Raw genomic sequence first — 21837 nt, forward strand, 5'->3', positions numbered from 1 at the left:
GGTGTGAAATGTTCATTATCAATTCTAAAAGTGTGTTTGAAGAAAAAATAAATCGTACAATTGTAATAAAAAATTTTACACTGAATTAGAAATAGAGAAAGGAGAAATCGGAATGCCAGGACCTTTACTATTGTCGGTTATTATTTTGTCTTTTTTAATGATAGGAATAACGCAGTATTTTCATCATACAGATACGACAGAAGAAGTGAAGGATAAAGTACGTCTCGTATTTCCGATTTTTATAATATCTATTTCATTCTGTATTTTATTAAATAAAGATGGCTACATTGTCGCAGTGTTCTCATTTTTCGTCGCAATCGTTTTAATTACCGTTTTATATTATGTAATGAAAGACTTTATACAAAAATAAAGGTGTCATAATAGGCATTTTTATTTTGGAGAAAATATAAAATTTCACATACCGTATTTTATATAAAATACATGAAGTATATAACAATAGAAAAGTGTGTACTTTGCTGTGTATGTACTTGTCAATCTTGCATAGCCACTATACTATTAAAATGTAGAGATTATAAAAAGGGGTTGTATCTATCATGAAATTTGAGATGCACACAAAAATTATTTCAAATGAAAAAGAAGTAAGATTACATATTGAAGAAAATATATTTCAATTAATATTGGATGGTTATCACTTATTTACAGTTCAAGAAATATTGCCTTTATATAAATCAAATGAAGAAAGAATTGGAAGTGCAACGATATTGAAGCTAGAGTGGGAGAACGGAAAAACTACAATAAACTATCAACTCGTTTCACTAAAATCAGTAAATTAAAAGGAGTAGAAAAATATGAAGTTATTTCATACAGCGGATTGGCATTTAGGTAAGCTTGTTCATGGCGTGTATATGACTGAAGACCAAAAGATTGTATTAGATCAGTTTGTACAGGCTGTTGAAGAAGAAAAACCAGATGCTGTAATTATTGCAGGGGATTTATATGACCGAGCAATTCCACCTACAGAAGCAGTAGACTTATTAAATGATGTGCTGCAAAAAATAGTTATTGATTTACAAACACCAGTTATTGCGGTAGCTGGTAATCATGATAGTCCGGATCGTATCCATTTTGGAAGTAGTTTAATGAAAAAACAAGGATTACATATTGCAGGTCAATTTCAATTCCCGTATGAACCTGTCGTACTAAATGATGAATATGGAGAGGTTCACTTCCATCTAATACCGTATGCAGACCCAAGCATAGTAAGGCACGTGTTGAAAAATGAAGACGTACGTTCTCATGATGATGCGATGCGCATTTTTATGAATGAGCTCTCTGAAACGATGGATAAAGAAGCTAGACATGTATTTGTTGGACATGCATTTGTAACTTCTTCAGGAGAAGCGGAGGAGAATACAAGTGATGCAGAAAGACCACTTTCAATTGGTGGTGCTGAATATGTAAATAGTCATTATTTTGATAAGTTTCATTACACAGCGCTTGGACATTTACATCAAGCGCATTTCGTACGTAATGAGACGATTCGATATTCAGGTTCACCACTTGCCTATTCAATTTCTGAAGAGAAACATAAAAAAGGTTATTACATTGTAGAACTGAATGAAACTGGTGAAGTAGCAATTGAAAAAAGGTTACTTTCACCACGTCGTAAAATGCGAACAGTAGAAGCGAAAATAGATGAATTATTACAGCACCCAGCAAGTGAAGATTACGTATTTGTAAAATTATTAGACGAAAACCCTGTCTTACAGCCAATGGAGAAAATACGATCTGTATATCCAAATGCAATGCACGTTGAAAGAGCGATGCAAAGACGAGAACTCACAGATACAAATGAAGTAACTGTTTCAAGACATAAAACGGATGATTTATCTCTTTTAAAGGCTTTCTATAAAGAAATGAAGGGGTTAGATTTATCAGAAGAGAAAGAACGCCTATTTATAGATGTATTACAAACAGTGCAAGAACGGGAAGGTGAACGAGGATGAGACCGATTCAGCTTATTATGACAGCATTCGGGCCATATAAACAGAAAGAAATAATCGATTTTGAAGATCTTGGAGAACATCGTATTTTCGCTATTTCTGGGAATACAGGAGCTGGAAAAACAACGATTTTTGATGCGATTTGTTATGTGTTATATGGTGAGGCTAGTGGAGAAGAACGTAGTGATACGAGCATGCTTCGAAGTCAATTTGCTGATGATAATGTTTATACAAGTGTTGAATTAACCTTTCAGTTAAAAGGGAAACGCTATGAAATAAAACGACAACTTGGACATAAAAAACAAGGGAATAAGACCATTACAGGACATGCAGTAGAATTATATGAAGTTATCGATGGAGAAAACGTTCCAGCCGTCGATCGTTTTCATGTAACAGACGTAAATAAAAAAGTGGAAGATTTAATTGGGTTAAGTAAACATCAATTTAGCCAAATTGTTATGTTACCCCAAGGGGAATTCCGAAAACTATTAACATCTGAGACGGAAAACAAAGAAGAGATTTTACGTCGTATTTTTAAAACGGATCGTTATAAATTAATGCGTGAGTTACTTGATCAAAAGAGAAAACAATGGAAAGACGTCTTGCAAGAAAAACAAAAAGAGAGAGAGCTCTATTTCCGTAATGTTTTTAAATTACCAATCCGTGATGGAGCATTATTAGAGACATTAGTGGCACAAGAACATGTAAATACGCATCAAGTAGTAGAAGCGTTAGAACAAGAAACAACCGTGTATAAGGCAGAGGTTGAGCAATTACAAGTAGAACAAGATGTTCAAACGAAGCAATTAAAGGATGCAGAAACACGTTTTCATGCAGCAAAATCTGTAAATGAGAAATTTATAGATTTACAACAAAAGAATGAGAAATATAACACTTTACAAGAGAACCGTGCAGCAATTGAAAGGAAAGAAAAATCCTTTAAACGTGCGGAACAAGCAAAGCGCTTATTACCATTTGAACAATGGTATGAAGAAGCGATGGAAAATGAGCAGAAAGCTGAAAGTATGTTAAAACAGATAATCGTCAAACAAGAACAGATAATGAATAGCTTTGAACTTGCTCAGGAGAAGTATGAAGTAGTAAAGAATAAAGAAGCTGAACGAGAAGAGGCTAAAAAACTTGTTCAAAGATTAGAAGAGTTACAAGCGATCATTGAATCATTAGCTGAGAGAAAGCTGAATTTACAAAATGCCGAAATTCAAATAGGGAAATTAAAAGAAAGTATGCAAAAGTTAGATCAACAACTAGAAGAGCATACAAACCAAAAACAGAGAATGTCTGATGAATTGCAGCAATTAGAACAAGCACTTGAGCAATATGTAGCTAAAGTGGAAGAACTAACGAATATGCGAGAAGATGCAAAAGTTTTAAAACAAGCATATGATGTTTGGCAAGAAAAACAAAAATTCGAGCAAGAAAAAGAAGCGGTAAATAATAAAATGCAAGTGGCAGTTCGTGCATATGAAAACATGGAGCGCCGCTGGTTAAGTGAACAAGCTGGTATATTAGCTCTTCATTTACATGACGGTGAATCTTGTCCGGTATGTGGTAGTACGAGTCATCCACAAAAAGCTACAGAGCAAAGTAATGCGATCGATGAAAAAGAGTTAAACGATTTAAGAGATAAGAAGAACATTGCTGAAAAATTCCATGTGCAAGTAGAGGAGAAATGGAATTTCTATCGACTACAATATGAACAAGTGATAGAAGAAGTTGTGAAGCGCGGCTACAATTCGGAAAAATTAGCTGAAACATATAGTGCACTTGTTCAAAAAGGAAAACAATTAGCTGCAGATGTTAATACGTTAAAAGCAAGTGAAGAAACACGTAAGCAGATTGCTGCGAACATGAAAAGCGTAGAAGAAAAAATAGAAGAACTTCAGAAACAAAAACGAGAATTGGAAACAATGCAGCACCGTACAGAAATGGAGTGTATGCAACTTCGTACGTCATATGAACATGATAAACGAAATATTCCAGAAAACTTACAAACAGTACAAGCTTGGAAAGCACAGTTTGACCAAGCTATGCAGGAACTTAGGTTAATGGAGGACGAATGGAAGAAAGTGCAGGAAGCGTATCAGCATTGGCAAAATGAAAATATACGTATTCAAGCAGAACAAAAAGGTGCTTCTAATCAATTTGAAAGTGCAAAATTAAAGAAAGAAGAGACTTTCGCACGCTTTATGAAAGAGCTAGAACAAAGCGGGTTTACAGATGAATTCACGTATAAAAAAGCCAAATTAAGCGATCCCGAGATGGAGATGTTACAAAAAGAAATTCAAGGTTATTATTCATCGCTTGAAGTGCTTGCAAAACAAATTGAAGAGTTAAACTCAGAATTAAAAGATAAAGAGTATATGGATATTACATCTTTAGGTGAACACATAAAAGAACTAGAAATTAATCTCGATATCATTAAAGAAAAACGTCAACGTGCGCAAAATGCGGCAACATATATTTCTGATTTACATGAAAACATTAGACGTATTGACGAACAAATTCACGAGGAAGAAAAAGCCTTCCAAGAACTTGTTGATTTATATGAAGTAATGAAAGGTGATAACGAAAGTCGTATATCATTTGAACGTTACATCTTAATTGAGTATTTAGAACAAATTGTTCAAATCGCAAACGAACGACTACGTAAATTATCAAATGGACAATTTTATTTAAAACGAAGTGAGCGAGTTGAAAAAAGAAACCGTCAAAGTGGATTAGGTTTAGATGTGTACGATGCATACACTGGCCAAACACGCGATGTAAAAACACTATCCGGTGGAGAGAAATTTAACGCATCACTTTGCCTAGCGCTAGGAATGGCAGATGTCATTCAAGCATATGAAGGCGGTATTTCCATCGAAACGATGTTCATCGATGAAGGGTTTGGTTCATTAGATGAAGAATCGTTAACGAAAGCGGTAGATGCCTTAATTGACTTACAAAAATCAGGCCGATTTATCGGTGTCATCTCACACGTTCAAGAGCTGAAAAACGCAATGCCAGCTGTATTAGAAGTAACGAAGCAGAAGGATGGGTGTAGTCAGACTAGGTTTGTGGTGAAGTAAGCTTAGAAAATGGAGTAGGGAATCTACCGATACTTTTAGTGTCATATGTATGAATAATAAAACGTCGTCTCTTCATATTGGAGGCGACGTTTTATTTTATAAAATATCTATGAATTATCTGTAGAAGGCGGCGTATTCTCCAAACGATTATAAGTTTTAAAGGCTGAAATTGCTGAGATAACCCCGCCTACTAAAAATAAAGCGGATCCTCCAACTAAGATGATACGACTGACATATGTTTCCCGTGCTTCTTCGACTTCTTCTTGTAACGCTGTAGGCATATGAATCCCCCCTTTATAAAAGTTGTTTTATAAATAGTATATACAAACGCCTAAAATGTGTTAAAATAACTGATGATTTTATGCAGTGGGTAATTAGATGAGTAGGATGCGAGTGGCTAAGTAAATCTTCATCATAAATTTATGTGAACTTCACATAGAGCACATATTAACATTGTATTATGTATATGTACCAAATAAATAAATAAAGTGAATGTAAGTTCTGTTTTCAAAAATTTAAAATCCTTTTATTTCTATATGAAAGTTTTAATCAAGGGTTTTAAAAAATTTGGAAATAGATCTTATGAATATGGAATTCATATAAAAGGGGAATGTCTTATGACAACATATACGAGTGAAATGAGAAAAACTTTAGTTTCAGAAGAAGATGTAGATATTTTAAAAATTATGGCGCATCCAATCCGACTGCAAATTGTAAATGAATTAAGTACGAGAAAAACTTGTAATGTAACACAATTAACAGAGTTACTGAATATTCCGCAATCTACTGTTTCACAACATTTATCAAAAATGAAGGGTAAAGTGTTACGAGCAGAGAGAAGAGGTTTAGAAATTTATTATCATATTAACAATTTAAAAGCGAGTAAGATTGTTAATGTTTTAGGGTATATAAACTAGTGAAATATTTTTATATAAAATAGCCCCTGCTGTTGAGCAGGGGCTATTTTGTGTTGTTTTATGTATTTGTATTTAAAACTTTATAGTTTTTATGATTTACAATTGTTCGATCAAATTCAAAAGTACCACCGCTTACATTTGTAATTTCAACTAAGACCGATTCAGTATAAAGTTTTAATACAGATCCTGTAATCTTTAAATTATTTCGTTGAAAAAGTATAGTATCCCCTACGTTTGCTTTCATAGTACCTCCTCATTAAAGACAGAAATATTTTTTTATTATATATATTAAACCACGGATAGATATATTAGTGAATATTTAGTTTTATTTATTGGAAAAAAATTTGTGATTTTATAAAAAATAAGGTGGATTGAAGTATAAAAAATTTTTCTATTGTATTTAATCAGTAGTTTTTTGTATTTCATCCTTCGTTTTTTGTAACTGATTCCATGTTTTTGACGCTCTATCTTGTAAGTGCTTACATAAACAAAAACATCTTATACAATGAAGGTGTCAAATCAAAAGAGGTGACCAAAATGAACATAAAAAAAGTAAATTTAGCGAATAGCATTGAAATAGAAAGAGGAGGCGGAAAGGTATGAAAAAATCAACTGTTAATCCATGGCTTGTTGTCCTTGGCACAGTTATAGTACAAATGGGGCTTGGGACGATATATACATGGAGTTTATTCAATCAGCCTTTAGTTAGTAAATATGGTTGGAGTCTTAACGCTGTTGCGATAACTTTCTCAATTACTAGTCTTTCTTTAGCATTTTCAACTTTATTTGCGAGTAAATTGCAAGAAAAATGGGGACTTCGTAAACTTATTATGATAGCTGGATTAGCATTAGGACTAGGATTAATACTTAGTTCACAAGCATCCTCACTAATATTACTTTATGTACTAGCGGGAGTTGTTGTAGGTTATGCAGATGGTACAGCATATATCACTTCACTATCAAATTTAATAAAGTGGTTTCCAGAGCGTAAAGGTTTAATTGCTGGTATTTCTGTCTCTGCATATGGTTCAGGTAGCTTAATCTTTAAATACGTTAACGCACAGTTGATTGAATCAGTTGGTGTATCCCAAGCATTTATATACTGGGGTTTAATTGTTACAGCTATGATTGTAATTGGTGCTTGTTTAATCCATCAAGCTGCAGATCAAGGAGCAGTTCATGAAACAAAAACTGAGGAATACACAACGAAAGAAATGTTAGGCACAAAACAAGTATACTTATTATTTATCATGTTATTTACATCATGTATGAGTGGCTTATACTTAATTGGTATGGTAAAAGACATTGGTGTTCAACTTGTAGGACTTAGCGCAGCAACAGCAGCTAATGCGGTGGCTATGGTTGCAATCTTCAATACGTTAGGTCGTATCATTTTAGGACCGTTATCGGATAAAATTGGGCGTTTAAAAATCGTTACTGGTACTTTTGTTGTTATGGCGAGTTCAGTCTTAGTTCTAAGTTTTGTAGATTTAAATTATGGTATTTACTTCGTATGTGTAGCAAGTGTAGCGTTTTGCTTTGGTGGAAATATCACTATTTTCCCAGCTATTGTTGGTGATTTCTTCGGTATGAAAAACCATAGTAAGAACTACGGAATTGTGTATCAAGGATTTGGATTTGGGGCGCTTGCAGGTTCCTTTATCGGTGCACTTCTAGGTGGATTCAAACCAACGTTCATGGTAATAGGTGTATTATGTGTCGTGTCATTCATTATCGCAATTTTAATTCAAGCACCTAAGCAGAAAAAAGAAAAAGAAGAAGAGTATCGCAGCGTAGCATAAGTATATAAATCTTCTATAACAATATGATTACGAAAAAGCATCCTATTCTATTAATTAGGATGCTTTTTTTATGAGTTATTTTAACAAGGTTAAATTACTTTTATGATTTTCATAGATGTAAAAGTGAGTGAAATGCCTATTTGGATTATATTGAAATACAATAAATTGATACATCGTATTCGAAATATATATTAAATCTTAAATGACAAAAAAGACATTCATTAGTATTTGTAAGATATATTTTCAGAAAAATATTGAGAAAATATATACTTGAGTTTTTCATAAAGCATTGTAAATGAACGTATCTCTAGTTTAGTTTCTTCAATTTTAAAAAGAGGACTTTGAATTTTATTTATAATATAAGTACTTTTAATGCGTTTACATATGATTTTATTAAGAAGCATTAAAATGGTTTATCTGAAAAATAAAAAAAGATTGACAAGTTTATTGAGAAACATTATCATTTCGGTGTAAGATGGTAAATGAAAAACATTATCAATAAAATGGATTTTAAAGTAATGCGCACTTGACCAATTAGTTTAGTAAGTGTATTATTTTTTACAACACAACTGATAATGAAAATCAATATCATCGGTGTTACTTAATGAAATTAATGTTTATGTGAAAGGATAGAGAAAATGAACTTAGGGGAATTTGATGGGAAAACAGTTTTAGTAACAGGTGCAGCACAAGGCATAGGCAGTGTCGTTGCCAAAATGTTTTTAGAAAGAGGAGCCACAGTTATTGCGGTTGATCAAAATGAAGAGGGGTTAAATGTACTCTTAAATCAAAATGAATTAAACAATACACGTATGAAAACGTTTCGTTTAGATGTGAGTGATAGCGCCGCTGCTGAAGACATGGTAAATCATATTGCAAATGAAATAGCGCCAATAGATATTTTAATAAATGTTGCAGGGGTTTTACGTATGGGACCAATTCATTCGTTAAGTGATGAAGATTGGAATAAAACATTCTCTGTAAATACGACAGGGGTTTTCAATATGTCCCGAGCGGTAAGTAAAAATATGATGTTAAGAAAATCGGGGGCAATTGTTACAGTCGGTTCAAATGCGGCAAATACGCCAAGAATGGAGATGGCTGCGTATGCTGCGTCAAAGGCCGCAACGACGATGTTTATGAAATGTTTAGGACTAGAGCTTGCGGCATACAATATACGCTGCAACTTAGTTTCTCCAGGTTCTACTGAAACAGAGATGCAAAGATTACTATGGGCTGATGAGAATGGAGCTAAAAATATAATTGCTGGTTCTCAAAATACATATAGACTCGGAATTCCATTACAAAAAATTGCACAACCTTCAGAAGTTGCTGAAGCAGTGTTATTTTTAGCCTCAGATAGAGCAAGTCATATTACAATGCACAATTTATGTGTTGATGGCGGTGCTACGTTAGGAGTTTAATAAAAATTCAGGAGGTTATTATATTATGAATGAACATATAGCTGTAAAGGAATTGTCAGAAAAACTTTTAGAAGATTATAAGACTGAATCTTCATTCTTTTTCGCTTCACCAACTCGAACGATATTAGCAGAAGGAGAGTTTACTATAGTAAAGCATCGTGAAATTGAAAGTTTCCCAGAGCTTGTGCAAGCGAAATTAAGTAATGCGAAACAAGCTGGAAATCCAAATCCTATCGTTGTGGGTGCTTTGCCATTTGATCGTAGAAAAGAAGTCCAACTCATCGTACCAGAATATAGCAGAATTTCTGAGCGTTTACAATTGGATACAACAAATCAGCTTGAAACAAATGAGAATGTAACATTTGAAATGACACCAGTGCCAGACCCTGAAGTTTATATGAATGGTGTGAAGCAAGGAATTGAAAAAATACAGGACGGTGATTTAAAGAAAATCGTTCTATCCAGATCGTTAGATGTTAAATCTTCCGAAAAGATTGATAAGCAAAAACTTCTGCGAGAATTAGCAGAGCATAATAAGCATGGTTATACATTTTCTGTAAATTTACCGAAAGATGAAAAAGAGAACAGTAAGACGCTAATTGGAGCAAGCCCTGAATTACTTGTTTCACGTAATGGTATGCAAGTTATTTCTAACCCGTTAGCTGGTTCAAGGCCACGTAGTGAGGACCCAGTAGAAGATAAAAGAAGAGCAGAGGAATTACTTTCTTCGCCAAAAGATTTACATGAACATGCGGTAGTAGTTGAAGCGGTTGCCGCTGCACTTCGTCCGTATTGTCATACATTACATGTTCCAGAAAAGCCATCAGTTATTCATAGTGAAGCGATGTGGCATTTGTCTACAGAAGTGAAAGGTGAACTTAAGGATCCAAATACTTCTTCTTTACAATTAGCAATTGCCCTTCATCCTACGCCAGCAGTTTGCGGAACTCCGATGGAAAAAGCAAGAGAAGCTATACAGCATATTGAGCCATTTGACCGCGAGTTCTTTACAGGAATGCTAGGATGGAGCGATTTAAATGGAGATGGAGAATGGATTGTTACAATTCGTTGTGCTGAAGTACAAGAAAATACACTTCGTTTATATGCAGGAGCTGGAGTTGTTGCTGAGTCAAAACCAGAAGATGAGTTAGCAGAAACATCAGCTAAGTTCCAAACAATGCTAAAAGCTTTAGGGTTAAGAGATAGTTCACTTAATGAAAAATAGGGGGAAGAAAGAATGCTAGTAGGTTATACAGAATGGCCAAAAGAATTTGCCGATCGTTACCGAGAAGCAGGATGTTGGCTTGGTGAAACATTTGGAGGAGTGTTAAGAGAGCGGGCTGAGAAATATGGAGATCGAATCGCGGTTGTAAGTGGTAAGAAGCATATAACATATAGTGAACTTAATAAAAAGGTAGATCGTTTAGCAGCAGGTTTACTGAATTTAGGAATAAAGAAAGAGGACAGAGTTGTAATCCAGTTACCTAACATTATCGAGTTTTTCGAAATATGTTTTGCACTATTTCGAATTGGAGCGCTTCCTGTCTTTACACTACCTTCACATCGAAGCAGTGAAATTAGTTATTTTTGTGAGTTTGGCGAGGCGAGCGCTTACGTTATTTCAGATAAGGCTCTCGGTTTTGATTATCGAAAATTAGCAAGAGAAGTGAAAGAGAAAGTGCCAACTTTACAACATGTAATTGTAGTGGGAGAAGAAGAAGAGTTTGTGAACATAAATGATCTGTATATGGATCCCGTCTCATTACCAGAAGTTCAGCCAAGTGATGTTGCATTTCTCCAATTATCAGGAGGCACAACAGGTCTTTCTAAATTAATTCCTAGAACACATGATGACTATATTTATAGTTTACGTGTTAGCGCTGAAATTTGTAATTTGAATGCAGAAAGCGTCTATATGGCAGTTCTTCCAGTAGCACACAATTACCCAATGAGTTCTCCAGGGACATTTGGAACTTTCTATGCGGGTGGAAAAGTGGTATTGGCAACTGGTGGTAGTCCAGATGAGGCCTTTGCTCTTATCGAAAAAGAAAAAGTTACAATTACAGCGCTCGTTCCGCCATTAGCAATGATTTGGCTTGATGCTGCATCTTCTCGTAATGCCGATTTATCAAGCCTAGAGATTATTCAAGTAGGTGGTGCTAAGTTTAGCGCTGAGGTTGCAAAACGTATACGTCCTACATTTGGATGTACGTTACAGCAAGTGTTCGGTATGGCGGAAGGATTAGTGAACTATACAAGATTAGATGATCCGGAAGAATTTATTATTTATACACAAGGTAGACCAATGTCTGCACTCGATGAAGTACGAGTTGTTGATGAAAATGACAACGATGTACAACCTGGCGAAGTAGGTAGTTTATTAACAAGAGGTCCATATACAATTCGTGGTTACTATAAAGCCGAAGAGCATAATGCACGATCATTTACAAAGGATGGATTTTATCGCACAGGTGATCTTGTAAAAGTAAATGAACAAGGATACATCATTGTAGAAGGAAGAGATAAAGATCAAATTAACCGCGGTGGTGAGAAAGTTGCTGCGGAAGAAGTTGAAAATCATCTATTAGCACACGATGCGGTCCATGACGTAGCAATTGTATCTATGCCTGACGATTATTTAGGTGAACGCACCTGTGCTTTTGTTATAGCTCGCGGACAAGTTCCAGCAGTAAGTGAATTAAAAATGTTTTTAAGAGAACGTGGTATAGCGGCTTATAAAATTCCAGATCGAATTGAATTTATTGAAGCATTCCCGCAAACAGGAGTCGGAAAAGTCAGCAAAAAAGAACTACGTAAAGTCATTGCTGAAAAGCTTATTACAGTAAAACAATAATAAAAACCGGAAGGAAGTGATTAGATGGCTATCCCATCTATTTCAGTATATAAAATGCCAATTGAATCAGAACTACCAAAAAATAAAGTGAATTGGACGCCAGATCCGAAACGTGCAGTACTTTTAATTCATGACATGCAAGAATATTTTCTTGATGCATATAGCGATAAAGAATCACCAAAAGTAGAACTTATTTCAAATATAAAAATGATAAGAGAAAAATGTAAGGAACTTGGTATACCAGTTGTTTATACAGCACAACCTGGTGGGCAAACGTTAGAACAACGAGGTTTATTACAAGACTTTTGGGGTGACGGTATACCTGCTGGACCAGATAAAAAGAAAATTGTTGATGAACTTACTCCTGATGAGGATGATATATTCCTCACAAAATGGAGATATAGTGCATTTAAAAAGACAAATCTATTAGAAATTTTAAATGAACAAGGAAAAGATCAACTCATTATTTGCGGTATTTATGCGCATATTGGCTGTCTTTTAACAGCTTGTGAAGCATTTATGGATGGTATAGAGCCGTTCTTTGTAGCAGATGCAGTTGCTGATTTTTCACTAGAGCATCATAAACAAGCATTGGAGTATGCATCTAATAGATGTGCAGTAACGACATCAACAAACCTACTGTTAAACGATTTACAAAGTGTAAAAGATGATGAGAGTGAAGGAATCACTATACAGGAAGTGCATGAACTAGTTGCACAACTACTTCGTGAGCCAGTAGAGAGTATTGATATTGATGAGGACTTATTAAATAGAGGGCTTGATTCGGTCAGAATTATGAGTTTAGTAGAGAAGTGGCGTCGTGAAGGGAAAGAAATCACTTTTGCACATTTAGCAGAACGTCCAACTGTTGCAGGTTGGTACAGTTTACTATCTTCACAAACAGCACAGGTGCTGTAACAAATAGACTACATAATAAAGGGGTAGTAAAGAATGCCTAACAGTCAAAAGATTCGTCATTCGTTATCATCTGCGCAGTCTGGTATGTGGTTTGCGCAACAATTAGATCCGCTTAATCCAATTTACAATACTGGGGAATATGTAGAAATAAACGGAAATATTCATCAAGAAATTTTCGAATTAGCTGTACGTAAAGTTGTAATGGAAGCAGAAGCACTTCATGTTCGCTTCGAGGAGGATGAAATTGGCGCATGGCAAGTTATTGAAGAATCACAGTTTCATATGCATTTTATTGACGTTCGTAAAGAAGAAAATCCTGAAGAAGCTGCTAAAGTATGGATGAAAAATGATTTATCTATGCCAGTCGATTTGAAAAAAGATACATTATTTACTGAAGCACTTATTCAAGTTGAAAATAATCGTTTCTTTTGGTATCAGCGCATCCATCACATTGTGATGGATGGCTATGGATTTTCACTTCTTAGCCAAAAAGTGGCGAATGAGTATACATCACTTATAGAAGAAACAAACAAGAATGAAAAGCCGTTTGGTTCTCTTACAAAAGTCGTGCAAGAAGATATTGAGTATCGTGAGTCTAAAAAATTTCAGGAAGATCGTACTTTTTGGTTAGAAAAATTTGCGGATGAACCAGAAGTTGTAAGCTTGGCAGAGCGAGCACCGAGAACATCAAATGGATTTTCACGAGAAACAGCTTATTTATCTAGTTCTAGCACGAAAACTTTATTAGAAGATATCAATATTTCGTTAACAAGTTGGCCGGAATTCATTGTCGCTGTAACAAGTATTTATATGCATAAGTTAACAGGTGCAAATGATATTGTTTTAGGTTTACCGATGATGGGACGTCTAGGTTCGGTATCTATTCATACACCAAGTATGGTAATGAATTTAGTGCCACTTCGTATTACAGTAACTCCAAATATAACTCTTGCGGAATTATTGCAGCAAGTTTCTAAAGAAATCCGAGATGTACGTCGCCATTATAAATACCGTCATGAGGAATTAAGAAGAGACTTAAAGTTACTAGGTGAAAATCAAAGGTTGTTTGGACCGTTAGTGAATGTTATGCCTTTTGATTACGGGCTAAATTTTGCTGGGAATCGTGGTATTACGCATAATTTATCAGCAGGACCTGTCGATGATTTATCAATAAATGTATATAAACGTTTTGATCAAAATGAGCTAATGATTCATTTTGATGCAAATCCTGAAGTATATAATGGCGCGGAGCTAGCATTGCATAAAGAAAGATTTATGAGTCTATTTGAATTAGTAGTAAATAATTATGAGAAAAACGAGTCGATTGGAAAAATAAACATTACTCTGCCTGAAGAAAATCATAAAGTTTTATTGGAATGGAATGAAACGAAGGAAGACGATGAGTTAATCAGTCTGCCTATATCATTTGAAAAACAAGTGCAAAAAAATCCCAATAAACTAGCCATTACTTGTGACGGTGTAAACCTTACGTATAAAGAGCTAAATGAACGAGCGAATGAACTAGCACATTATTTAGTAGAAGAAGGAATACGACCAAACCAATTTGTAGCTTTAGTATTCCCTAGATCAATAGAAATGGTAGTTAGTATGCTAGCAGTCTTAAAGGCTGGTGCAGCGTATTTACCAATAGATCCAGAATACCCAGCAGAAAGAATTAATTATATAGTAAATGATGCAAAACCAGTTTGTATCATAACACATTCATCTGTTTCATCTAAGTTAGTTATAGAAAATGATATGAAAAAAATTGTATTAGATGAAGAAGAAACGAAACTAGCGTTACATACATATTCTCGTATGAATATAGCATGTAAGAATGATGTATCACTTTTAAACCCAGCCTATACAATATATACTTCAGGCTCAACAGGAAACCCAAAAGGTGTAATTGTTCCTATGAGAGGTTTAAGTAACTTTTTAATGGCTATGCAACAAAAGTTTTCATTAAATGAAAATGATCATTTATTAGCAGTTACAACGTTTGCGTTTGATATTTCTGCTCTAGAAATTTATTTACCTCTTATTAGTGGTGCAAGTTTAACAATTGCGCAAAAAGAAGACATACAAGAGCCATCAGCATTAACGACACTTTTACAAGAAGAAAGAGTGACCATTATGCAGGCTACACCGACGCTTTGGCAGGCGTTAGTAACTGATTATCCAGAGAAGCTACAAGGGCTAAATATACTAGTTGGTGGTGAAGCTCTTCCAGCGCATTTAGCAAATAAATTAAAAGAATTAGGTTGCTCAATAACTAATTTATATGGACCAACTGAAACGACGATTTGGTCTACTTTTATGAACATTGATGAAGGTGAAAAGGGTATACCTCCTATTGGAAAGCCAATTTGCAATACAGAAGTGTATGTATTGGATGCAGGGTTACAACCAGTTCCACCTGGAGTTATTGGGGAATTATATATTGCAGGGGAGGGACTTGCAAGCGGATATTTAGGAAAACCTGAGTTAACAGCTGAACGGTTTATTGCAAATCCTTATGGAGAATCAGGGAAGCGCATGTACCGTACAGGAGATCTTGTGAAATGGCGTAGTGATGGTGCGTTAGAGTACATTAGTCGCGCAGATCATCAAATTAAAATTCGTGGATTCCGAATTGAATTAGCTGAAATTGAAACGGTATTACAACGACATGAAAATATTCAACAAGCGGTAGTAATGGTACGAGAAGATCGTCCAAATGATAAACGCATCATTGCGTATATCGTTGCAGAAGAAAAGGAACCGATTAATCTTTCAGAAATTCGTTCTTATGTTTCAGAAAGTTTAGCGAATTATATGATACCATCGGCATTTGTTGTGCTAGAAGAATTACCATTAACGCCAAATGGTAAGGTTGACAGAAAGAAATTACCTGCTCCTGATTTTAATGGAATGCACAATGAGAGAGTTGCTAGAAATCCGAAAGAAGAAATATTATGTGATTTATTTGCAGAAGTACTTGGTGTTTCTCGAATTAGCATTGATGATAATTTCTTTGAAATGGGTGGACATTCACTTCTCGCATCTCGTTTAATGGCAAGGATTCGTGAAACGTTAAGTGTGGAATTAGGAATCGGGAAACTATTTGAATCACCAACTGTTGCCGAACTGGCGAAACAATTAAACGATGCAAAAAGTGCAAGACCAGCTATTCAGAAAGCAAGTAGGCCAAATGAAGTTCCACTTTCATTTGCACAGCGCAGGTTATGGTTCTTAAATTGTTTAGAAGGTCCAAGTCCTACTTATAATATTCCGCTAGTCATTCGTATGAATGGAATATTGAATCGGGAAGCATTACAAGGTGCTTTTTATGATGTAGTTGAGAAACATGAAACACTTAGAACAATTTTCCCTAACGTATTAGGTAGTTCCTATCAGAGAATTTTAGATATGGAAAACTTAAATCTAGAAATGGTTATAACTAATACATGTAAAGATGAATTAGAAAGTGTACTTTCAGAGGCGGTAAGATATAGCTTTAACCTCGATTTTGAGCCGGCAGTTCGTTTACAACTTTTTACAGTGAGTGAAAACGAACATGTATTATTAATTTTATTACATCATATTGTAGGTGATGGCTGGTCATTACAGCCGTTAACGAGAGACTTTGCAGCGTCGTATAAAGCGCGATGTCAAGGTGACAGAGTTCAGCTGGAGACACTACCAGTTCAATACGCGGATTATGCACTTTGGCAACAGCAATTGCTAGGTGATGAAACGACACCAGAGAGTCTTATTTCAACACAATTAGATTTTTGGAAAGAAGAACTTAAAGGTTTACCAGACCAAATGGAGTTACCTACAGATTTCCAGCGTCCAATTGAGACGAGTTACCGCGGGGAAACAATTCATTTTCATATAGATGAAGGTATGCATAGTAGGTTAGTAGAGCTTGCACGTAAAAATGGAGTTAGTTTGTTTATGGTATTGCAAGCAGGGCTTAGTGCACTATTTACAAGATTAGGTGCAGGCACTGATATACCAATTGGAAGTCCGATTGCTGGAAGAAATGATGATGTACTTTCAGATATTGTTGGTTTATTTGTAAATACATTAGTGTTACGTACAAATACGTCAGGAGATCCAAGTTTTAAAGAATTATTAAATAGAGTGAAGCAGGTAAATCTTGCAGCTTATGAAAATCAAGATGTTCCATTTGAAAGGCTTGTTGAAGTGTTAAATCCAGTACGTACTCGAAACAGCCACCCGTTGTTTCAAGTTATGTTAGCTTTTCAAAATACACCAGAAGCAACGTTTCATGTACCAGGTTTAGAAGCGAGCCTTGAAATTCAAAGCGTCGGTTCTGCAAAATTTGATTTAACATTTGAAATTAGTGAGAGTAACGGGGTTGATGGTACTCCGAACGGTTTACATGGATTACTAGAGTTTAGTACCGATTTATATAAACGTGAAACGGTTCAAAAACTAATAGAACGATTCATTTTGTTATTAGATGATGCAGCTACAAATCCGGATCAATCAATTGGCAGATTAGAAATATTAACTGTAGCAGAGAAAAATACAGTGTTAGAAAAGTGGAATGGTGGTTTTCAAATTGCACCAGAAATGACATTGCCACAATTGTTTGAAAAGCAGGTTCATATAAATCCAAATTCTATTGCTGTTGTCTTTGAAGATAAGAAATTAACTTATAAAGAGTTAAGTAGAAAAGCAAATAAAATAGCTCGATTCCTAATAGCAAAAGGGATTGGTCCTGATCAACTCGTTGCTTTAGCGATGCCAAGATCATTAAACATGGTTGTAAGCTTATTAGCTGTTCTTAAAGCTGGTGCTGGATACCTTCCGTTAGATCCAGATTACCCAGCAGACCGCATTTCATTTATGCTACACGATGCGAAACCAACATGTGTTTTAACGAATTCAGAAGTGGAATTTGAATGTGATGAGGCACTAAAAGTTTTAGTTGATGATGTAAAAGTAATAGCAGAAGTTGAGAAATATAGTGAAGAAAATATTGATGAAGTAGAACGCATTAAGCCATTATCTCCATCACATATTGCTTACGTTATTTATACGTCAGGCTCAACGGGTAGACCGAAAGGCGTTATGATACCTCATCAAAATGTAGTAAGACTTTTAGGAGCAACTGATCATTGGTTCCAGTTTGACGGAAACGATGTTTGGACGATGTTCCATTCATACGCTTTTGATTTCTCTGTTTGGGAAATTTGGGGACCTTTATTATACGGAGGGCGTTTAGTTGTAGTGCCACATACTGTAAGTCGCTCACCGAAAGAATTTTTACAGCTTCTTGTTAAAGAAAAGGTTACGGTTTTAAACCAAACTCCATCAGCGTTCTATCAATTGATGCAAGCAGATCGTGAAAATGAAGAGATTGGCCAAAAATTATCTTTACAATATGTTGTTTTTGGAGGAGAAGCACTTGAGCTAAGTCGCTTAGAAGATTGGTATAGTCGACATCCTCATAACGCACCAAAGCTTATTAATATGTACGGTATTACGGAGACGACAGTACATGTTAGTTATATTGAATTAGATGAAACTATCGTCTCTTTACGAGCAAATAGTTTAATTGGGTGCAGTATACCTGACCTTAAAGTGTATGTGTTAGACAACTATTTACAACCAGTGCCACCTGGAGTAGTTGGAGAAATGTATGTTGCAGGTGCAGGGCTTGCGCGTGGATATTTAGGAAGAGCAGGATTAACGGCTGAACGCTTTATCGCAGATCCATTTGGCAAGCCAGGTACAAGAATGTATCGTACAGGAGACTTAGCTCGCTGGCGTAAAGATGGGACGCTAGATTATATAGGACGTGCAGATCATCAAATCAAAATTCGTGGGTTCCGAATTGAATTAGGAGAAATAGAAGCAGTCATAATGAAGCACCCTAAAGTTGAGCAAGTAGCCGTTATTGTACGGGAAGATCAACCAGGGGATAAACGGTTAGTTTCTTATATCGTTGCATCAAATAATGAAGCGATTGATACGAATGAAATGCGTCAGTTTGCTAGTGGTAGTTTACCAGATTATATGGTTCCATACGCTTTTGTAGTAGTAAATGAGTTACCTTTAACTCCAAACGGTAAATTAGATAGAAAGGTATTGCCAGCTCCAGAATTTATCGCATCATCTTCTAGTCGTGGTCCAAGAACACCGCAAGAAGAAATGTTATGTGACTTGTTTACAGAAGTGCTAAGTGTACCTCAAATTGGAATTGATGACGGATTCTTTGATCTTGGTGGCCATTCACTCCTTGCAGTGCAGCTTATGAGCCGCATGAAAGAGGCGCTTGGAGTGGAACTAAATATTGGCACTTTATTTGCAGCACCGACTGTTGCAGGGTTAGCTGAAAGACTTGAGATGGGGAATGGTCAAAGTGCACTTGATGTGTTGCTTCCATTACGAGCAAGCGGGGATCAATTACCACTATTTTGTGTACATCCAGCAGGTGGATTAAGTTGGTGCTATGCAGGACTTATGAAATCTTTAGGAACAGATTATCCAATCTATGGTGTACAAGCACGTGGTATCGCTAAAAATGAAGAACTTCCAAAAAGTTTAGAGGAGATGGCGGCGGATTACTTGAAACACGTTCGTGAAGTACAGCCTTATGGACCATATCGTTTATTAGGTTGGTCGCTTGGAGGAAATGTTGTGCATGCAATGGCGGCGCAACTACAAAATGAAGGGGAAGAAGTAGAATTACTCGTTATGCTTGATTCTTATCCTGGACACTTCTTACCGAATACGGAAGCGCCTACTGAAGAGGAAGCGTTAATCGCATTACTTGCTTTAGGCGGATATGACCCAGATAACATGGATGGTAAACCACTTACAATGGAAAGTGCAGTTGAAATCCTTCGTAAAGATGGAAGTGCATTAGCAAGTCTTGAAGAAGAGACTATATTGAACTTGAAAGAAACATATGTAAATTCAGTAGGGTTGTTAGGGAAATATGTACCGAAAGTTTATAACGGAGATATCTTATTCTTTAGATCTACTGTTATACCAGACTGGTTTGATCCTATTTCTCCAAATACGTGGTTAAATTATTTAGATGGGCAAATTGTGCAGCACGATGTTGATTGTAGACATAAAGATCTATGTCAGCCAGGTCCACTTACGGAAATTGGACAAGTATTAGCGAAATATTTGCAGAATAAGAAAGGGGTAAGTAGAGTATGACGAATCCATTTGAAAATGATAATTACACATATAAAGTATTAATAAATGAGGAGGGCCAGTATTCTCTCTGGCCTGCTTTTCTCGATGTACCTATTGGCTGGAATGTCGTATATGAAGAAGCTAGTAGGCAGAGTTGCTTAGAATATGTTGAATATAACTGGAAAGATTTGAATCCACAAGGTAATCAAGTTCGCGAAAAAACATTAGTAGGAAAACGATAATGAAAGAAAAACTAAATCCAAAAGTAGTTGTAAGTATCGTTTATATAACTGCGATGTTTATGGCTGCGATGGACGCAACGATTGTAAATGTAGCACTGCAAACGATAAGTAGAGAACTACAAGTACCTCCATCTGCAATGGGGACGGTGAATGTTGGGTATTTAGTTAGTTTAGCTGTTTTCCTTCCGATTTCTGGTTGGTTAGGAGATCGTTTTGGTACGAAAAGAGTATTTTTAATTGCTCTTTTCGTATTTACAATTGCATCTGCTTTATGCGGAATGGCTAACGATATTACTTCATTGAATATTTTCCGTATTATTCAAGGTGCTGGCGGAGGGCTTTTAACACCGGTTGGAATGGCGATGTTATTTCGAACATTTTCACCCGAGGAAAGACCGAAGATTTCCCGGTTCATTATACTTCCAATTGCTGTAGCACCAGCAATTGGTCCTATCATCGGTGGTTTCTTTGTAGATCAAATGTCTTGGCGTTGGGCATTTTATATTAATCTACCGTTTGGAATCGTTGCATTGCTATTTGGACTTCTATTTTTAGCAGAACATGTTGAAAAATCAGCTGGTCGCTTTGATTCGCTCGGCTTTATTTTATCAGCACCAGGATTTGCGATGCTCATATATGCACTCAGTCAGGGACCATCAAAAGGGTGGATTTCTCCAGAAATTATGAGTACTGGGATAGCTGGGGTTGTATTCATTACATTGTTTATAATTGTAGAACTGAAAGTAAAGCAACCGATGTTAGATTTACGCTTATTAAAAGAACCAGTCTTTAGAAAGATGAGCATTATATCATTATTTTCATCAGCTGGTTTATTAGGAATGTTATTTGTTTTTCCTCTTATGTATCAAAATGTGATAGGAGTTTCTGCACTGGAATCAGGACTTACGACATTTCCAGAGGCGATTGGATTAATGATTTCTTCACAAATTGTACCATGGTCATATAAGAAATTAGGAGCTCGAAAGGTAATTTCTATTGGATTAATATGTACGGCGGTTATATTTGTTTTATTGAGTTTTGTAAATCACGATACGAATCCGTGGCAAATCCGGGCATTATTGTTTGGTATCGGTATTTTCTTAGGTCAATCTGTCGGTGCGGTTCAATTTTCTGCCTTTAACAATATCACGCCGCCTTCTATGGGGAGAGCGACTACTATATTCAATGTGCAAAATCGACTAGGTTCAGCAATAGGAGTAGCGTTTTTAGCTAGTATACTAGCTGTTTTTGGAGGTAATAACGTTCAATCCGATTTTTTACCATATCAAGCAGCATTAATTGGGTCAGCAATATTTTTGCTCATAGCACTACTATTTTCTTTACGTATTTCCGATAAAGAGGTAATGTCAAAGAAGAAAGAAAAAACATTATCTGTATCAGAAAAAGAGAAAGTACTTGTCAATGAATAACAATATACGTATGCTTTTTTATGAAAA

The 21837-nt window shown here is 35.7% G+C and carries 15 protein-coding genes; 13 read left to right on the plus strand and 2 right to left on the minus strand.

All coding sequences use genetic code 11. The features are described from left to right. The first annotated feature begins 112 nt into the window (after positions 1 to 112). From ACS2CR_RS05395 to ACS2CR_RS05410, 4 genes are all read left to right on the plus strand, one after another. A complete protein-coding gene (locus tag ACS2CR_RS05395; protein ID WP_001119404.1) occupies positions 113 to 370 on the plus strand; it encodes a hypothetical protein in 258 nt (85 codons plus the stop codon). Between the two features lie 184 nt (positions 371 to 554). Further along, on the plus strand, positions 555 to 794 hold the full coding sequence (locus tag ACS2CR_RS05400; protein ID WP_000667346.1) for a DUF2584 family protein: 240 nt from the start codon (positions 555 to 557) through the stop codon (positions 792 to 794). A gap of 15 nt (positions 795 to 809) precedes the next feature. Next, positions 810 to 1967 (plus strand): exonuclease SbcCD subunit D, encoded by a 1158-nt coding sequence (locus ACS2CR_RS05405; protein ID WP_053512283.1) that lies wholly within the window; start codon positions 810 to 812, stop codon positions 1965 to 1967. After that, a complete protein-coding gene (locus ACS2CR_RS05410; protein WP_053512282.1) occupies positions 1964 to 5053 on the plus strand; it encodes an AAA family ATPase in 3090 nt (1029 codons plus the stop codon). The genes ACS2CR_RS05405 and ACS2CR_RS05410 overlap by 4 nt, the downstream gene beginning before the upstream one ends. A gap of 107 nt (positions 5054 to 5160) precedes the next feature. On the opposite strand, the gene ACS2CR_RS05415 is transcribed toward ACS2CR_RS05410, so the two are convergent. Then, positions 5161 to 5334, minus strand: a complete 174-nt coding sequence (locus ACS2CR_RS05415; protein WP_001141667.1) for a hypothetical protein — start codon at positions 5332 to 5334, stop codon at positions 5161 to 5163. A 336-nt stretch (positions 5335 to 5670) separates the two neighbouring features. Here ACS2CR_RS05415 and ACS2CR_RS05420 point away from each other — a divergent pair, with 336 nt between their 5' ends. Next, positions 5671 to 5970 (plus strand): ArsR/SmtB family transcription factor, encoded by a 300-nt coding sequence (locus ACS2CR_RS05420; protein ID WP_000214801.1) that lies wholly within the window; start codon positions 5671 to 5673, stop codon positions 5968 to 5970. Positions 5971 to 6028: 58 nt separating this feature from the next. Here ACS2CR_RS05420 and ACS2CR_RS05425 read toward each other — a convergent pair whose 3' ends face one another. Further along, complete coding sequence (locus tag ACS2CR_RS05425) at positions 6029 to 6214, minus strand: YkvS family protein (RefSeq protein WP_000646793.1); 186 nt, start codon at positions 6212 to 6214, stop codon at positions 6029 to 6031. A 355-nt stretch (positions 6215 to 6569) separates the two neighbouring features. On the opposite strand from ACS2CR_RS05425, the gene ACS2CR_RS05430 reads away from it, so the two are divergent. From ACS2CR_RS05430 to ACS2CR_RS05465, 8 genes are all read left to right on the plus strand, one after another. Beyond that, positions 6570 to 7772 carry an L-lactate MFS transporter gene (locus tag ACS2CR_RS05430; RefSeq protein ID WP_000750126.1) on the plus strand — a complete coding sequence of 401 codons (1203 nt, stop codon included), beginning with the start codon at positions 6570 to 6572 and terminating at the stop codon, positions 7770 to 7772. Positions 7773 to 8410: 638 nt separating this feature from the next. Next, a complete protein-coding gene (gene dhbA, locus ACS2CR_RS05435; RefSeq protein ID WP_001048428.1) occupies positions 8411 to 9196 on the plus strand; it encodes a 2,3-dihydro-2,3-dihydroxybenzoate dehydrogenase in 786 nt (261 codons plus the stop codon). A 25-nt stretch (positions 9197 to 9221) separates the two neighbouring features. Continuing rightward, positions 9222 to 10421 carry an isochorismate synthase DhbC gene (gene dhbC, locus ACS2CR_RS05440; RefSeq protein ID WP_053512259.1) on the plus strand — a complete coding sequence of 400 codons (1200 nt, stop codon included), beginning with the start codon at positions 9222 to 9224 and terminating at the stop codon, positions 10419 to 10421. 12 nt (positions 10422 to 10433) lie between these two features. Next, a complete protein-coding gene (locus ACS2CR_RS05445) occupies positions 10434 to 12050 on the plus strand; it encodes a (2,3-dihydroxybenzoyl)adenylate synthase (RefSeq protein ID WP_053512258.1) in 1617 nt (538 codons plus the stop codon). Positions 12051 to 12074: 24 nt separating this feature from the next. Beyond that, positions 12075 to 12968, plus strand: coding sequence for an isochorismatase family protein (locus ACS2CR_RS05450; protein WP_001007253.1), 894 nt, complete (start codon positions 12075 to 12077; stop codon positions 12966 to 12968). A 33-nt stretch (positions 12969 to 13001) separates the two neighbouring features. Next, positions 13002 to 20159, plus strand: a complete 7158-nt coding sequence (locus ACS2CR_RS05455; protein ID WP_053512257.1) for an amino acid adenylation domain-containing protein — start codon at positions 13002 to 13004, stop codon at positions 20157 to 20159. Then, positions 20156 to 20380: an MbtH family protein gene (locus tag ACS2CR_RS05460; protein WP_000184059.1), complete on the plus strand. Its 225-nt coding sequence runs from the start codon at positions 20156 to 20158 to the stop codon at positions 20378 to 20380. The genes ACS2CR_RS05455 and ACS2CR_RS05460 overlap by 4 nt, the downstream gene beginning before the upstream one ends. Next, positions 20380 to 21810, plus strand: coding sequence for an MDR family MFS transporter (locus ACS2CR_RS05465; protein WP_000660199.1), 1431 nt, complete (start codon positions 20380 to 20382; stop codon positions 21808 to 21810). Before ACS2CR_RS05460 ends, ACS2CR_RS05465 begins: the two co-directional genes overlap by 1 nt. Positions 21811 to 21837 lie beyond the last annotated feature (27 nt).

Origin of the sequence: Bacillus cereus group sp. BceL291, assembly GCF_051776705.1 — a bacterium.
GTDB lineage: Bacteria > Bacillota > Bacilli > Bacillales > Bacillaceae_G > Bacillus_A > Bacillus_A cereus.

What these genes read in the sequence shown, in the direction of transcription:
- ACS2CR_RS05395 (WP_001119404.1), top strand. Translation starts at nt 113, where the DNA reads ATGCCAGGACCTTTACTATTGTCGGTTATTATTTTGTCTTTTTTAATG.
- ACS2CR_RS05400 (WP_000667346.1), top strand. Translation starts at nt 555, where the DNA reads ATGAAATTTGAGATGCACACAAAAATTATTTCAAATGAAAAAGAAGTA.
- ACS2CR_RS05405 (WP_053512283.1), top strand. Translation starts at nt 810, where the DNA reads ATGAAGTTATTTCATACAGCGGATTGGCATTTAGGTAAGCTTGTTCAT.
- ACS2CR_RS05410 (WP_053512282.1), top strand. Translation starts at nt 1,964, where the DNA reads ATGAGACCGATTCAGCTTATTATGACAGCATTCGGGCCATATAAACAG.
- ACS2CR_RS05415 (WP_001141667.1), bottom strand. Translation starts at nt 5,334, where the DNA reads ATGCCTACAGCGTTACAAGAAGAAGTCGAAGAAGCACGGGAAACATAT.
- ACS2CR_RS05420 (WP_000214801.1), top strand. Translation starts at nt 5,671, where the DNA reads ATGACAACATATACGAGTGAAATGAGAAAAACTTTAGTTTCAGAAGAA.
- ACS2CR_RS05425 (WP_000646793.1), bottom strand. Translation starts at nt 6,214, where the DNA reads ATGAAAGCAAACGTAGGGGATACTATACTTTTTCAACGAAATAATTTA.
- ACS2CR_RS05430 (WP_000750126.1), top strand. Translation starts at nt 6,570, where the DNA reads ATGAAAAAATCAACTGTTAATCCATGGCTTGTTGTCCTTGGCACAGTT.
- dhbA (WP_001048428.1), top strand. Translation starts at nt 8,411, where the DNA reads ATGAACTTAGGGGAATTTGATGGGAAAACAGTTTTAGTAACAGGTGCA.
- dhbC (WP_053512259.1), top strand. Translation starts at nt 9,222, where the DNA reads ATGAATGAACATATAGCTGTAAAGGAATTGTCAGAAAAACTTTTAGAA.
- ACS2CR_RS05445 (WP_053512258.1), top strand. Translation starts at nt 10,434, where the DNA reads ATGCTAGTAGGTTATACAGAATGGCCAAAAGAATTTGCCGATCGTTAC.
- ACS2CR_RS05450 (WP_001007253.1), top strand. Translation starts at nt 12,075, where the DNA reads ATGGCTATCCCATCTATTTCAGTATATAAAATGCCAATTGAATCAGAA.
- ACS2CR_RS05455 (WP_053512257.1), top strand. Translation starts at nt 13,002, where the DNA reads ATGCCTAACAGTCAAAAGATTCGTCATTCGTTATCATCTGCGCAGTCT.
- ACS2CR_RS05460 (WP_000184059.1), top strand. Translation starts at nt 20,156, where the DNA reads ATGACGAATCCATTTGAAAATGATAATTACACATATAAAGTATTAATA.
- ACS2CR_RS05465 (WP_000660199.1), top strand. Translation starts at nt 20,380, where the DNA reads ATGAAAGAAAAACTAAATCCAAAAGTAGTTGTAAGTATCGTTTATATA.